The 2,342-nt window shown below is 63.0% G+C and carries 2 protein-coding genes; one reads left to right on the top strand and one right to left on the bottom strand.

Annotated features, from left to right (window positions below):
• A partial coding sequence (locus R4P95_RS33365; RefSeq protein WP_317840530.1) for a hypothetical protein occupies positions 1 to 185 on the top strand: 185 nt, incomplete at its 5' end.
• 153 nt (positions 186 to 338) lie between these two features.
• On the opposite strand, the gene R4P95_RS33360 is transcribed toward R4P95_RS33365, so the two are convergent.
• Positions 339 to 1,310 (bottom strand): DNA ligase, encoded by a 972-nt coding sequence (locus R4P95_RS33360; RefSeq protein WP_317747482.1) that lies wholly within the window; start codon positions 1,308 to 1,310, stop codon positions 339 to 341.
• Positions 1,311 to 2,342: the final 1,032 nt, after the last annotated feature.

The following is a 2,342-nucleotide window of genomic DNA, read 5'->3' as shown; positions in this document are numbered from 1 at the left end:
CCCGTTGCCCACCGAAGGAATGGATCACCTACAGCAACAGTCAGCAACACCGTCCCGACCCGGAGGGAACCCTTGCTCACGGCTTCATCAATATCTGGCTGGGAGTGGCCGGCCCCCGGAATGCCACCACCTCGGCCGCTGTTGAAGACGCTGACGGTGGCGCTCATACCCGGGTACCACACTAAAAAAGTCGCTGCGAGCGACCACTTGCCGAGAGGCGATATGGCGTCACTGTCACCCCCGTGCCGGGTAAGACCTACATTGCGTAGCGTTCCCGACGTAGGGGATGAGGAGCCGCTGACGCCGGGGAAGGTGTCGGCGGCTTTCCTCTGGCCGGTCTACAGGTCCTCCACCCGGACCGATTGAAAATCGACGTCGAATCGCCGGCCTTTCAGAGAGGGGTGCCGGAGCCCACCCGCCGTGTGCGCCCTGTAGGCGACGTCCACGACCAGCCGAGGAGTCAGCCCCTGAACCCCAGGGAAGGTCTCCGCGGCCGCTGACGGGTCCGTGAGAGGGCTGCTGGGGCGTTCCAGCGGCCGGAAGTCCTCCCGGAGCTGTCGGCGCATCGGCACCGTAAGTCCGGAGGAGACCGAACCGACCTGGACCAACCGTCCTTCGGCGTCGTACGCCCCGAGGATCAGCGCGGCAACCGACCGGCTCGAGCCGACGAAGCCGATCACCACAACCGAACTGCGAGTGCGGATTGCGTGTTTGATCCAGGATCGGCTCCGCTGGCCCGGAAGGTAGATCGATGCCGATCTGTTGGCTAAAATCCCCTCCATGCCAGCGCTTTTCGCGGCATTGAGCATGATTGTGCTGCTCTGATTCTCCCAGTGCGGAGGGACGGTGATGGGCAGGCCGCCGACGAGTTGGATGATCGAATCCAGCCCGGCCAACTCCGCTCGCCGATCCAGGTACGACGCACTCATGAGATCCAGGTCGTCGAGCGCCAGGACGTCAAAGGGTAGAAATGTCACAGGTATTCGCCGCTGCAACGGTTTCGTCGCATGAGCAACCCCCATGCGCCGCTGGAGCAGTCCGAACGAGGGCTTGCCGTGATCGAGTACCACAATCTCCCCGTCGAGAACGATGCGGCCGCGGCCGCCGAACGCCGCTGTCAATGCCTCGGCGATCTCGGGATACGAGGGTGTCACCACGTTCATGGCGCGGGTCCACAGCACCGGCTCGCGGCCGCCGCCCACCGAGGCCAGCATTCGGCACCCGTCGTACTTCATCTCGAAACTCCACGGGCGGTCCGTGTTGTCCGGGAGGGCACCGGCCGTGGCCAGCATGGGCGCGATCAGCCGCATACGCCCGATTGTGCCCGTGACCTGGGAGCTACGCAGGTAGAAGGCTCAGGACAGCTCGTCGCCCGCGGCGGGCGACAGGTATTGGGTCAGTGCCAGGAGTTCCACCAGAGAACGATGGGCACCAGCCAGGGTGTCCACACCATCCAGCTGTCACCCAGCCCATATGGGGGGATCGGAATCACCGTCATCACCTCCGGGGTTAGTTGGATGGAAGCGACTGCCACCACCGCACTGCGTTCCCTAGTGCCATGATGGCGGCGGTGATCTCAGGGAAAGCGTAGAAAAACCCCAGGTCTAACATGACGAACTCCTTGGTCGGAAACGGGCTCAGTTGGGAAGCGCACCCCTCCTGCGCTGTGTATCGACCGCCGGAGGCGGATCGGTACAGCTACCCAATCGAGTGGGCCCGTAGGTGCAGGCCGAGTGATGGCGGATTCACCCCAGATCGGAAAGAGAAACAGGCCGCCACGCACCTGCCAATCCGCGGAACACCGCAGATCAGGACCGTGATCAGATCACCGGTCTGGGCAGTGAGTGGCGACCTGTTGCTCGTCGCGGCTGTCGGAGTAGATCGTCCCTCCGACAGTGACCATCAGGACTCCGCCGGGACGAGAAACTTCACCGCGACGCTGAACGCGTATTTTCCTGGGGCCTCGATCGTCGACTCGATCAGTGCGCGATCGTCCTCGAGACTGAGGATGCTGAATTACCGACTTGCCCTCCGGTCTCCTACCTTCACGAACCCCGTTCCTCCGTTCCTGCACCGCCGAAGACGCAGCTCAACGGCGGTAAAGTGTTGCGCCCGGCAAGGCTCCGACTTTGTCGGGGGTTCATCAGGCTAGCCGCGGATTTCCCCGCGGGATCGTCCGGAATTCGAATGTCAGTAGATCCCTATTTTAAGCGGGTCCACTGTCCGAAATCCCTGGGCCGAGCAAGGATAGCTAACCCCGCTATGCTAGCTACTTCGACCTGAAAAAGTCGGGGTGTGGCGGTGCGTGATCAGCCAGTCCTGGAACGGCAGGATGGCCTCAA

This window comes from Rhodococcus sp. IEGM 27 (assembly GCF_033142305.1).
Lineage (GTDB): Bacteria > Actinomycetota > Actinomycetes > Mycobacteriales > Mycobacteriaceae > Rhodococcus_F > Rhodococcus_F oxybenzonivorans.
Note: the sequence above shows the minus strand (reverse complement) of the source record. Positions and strands in the feature narration are given on the sequence as shown.

Bases quoted from the DNA above. Each gene is read 5' to 3' on its own strand.
- R4P95_RS33360 (WP_317747482.1), bottom strand. From the start codon at position 1,310: ATGCGGCTGATCGCGCCCATGCTGGCCACGGCCGGTGCCCTCCCGGAC.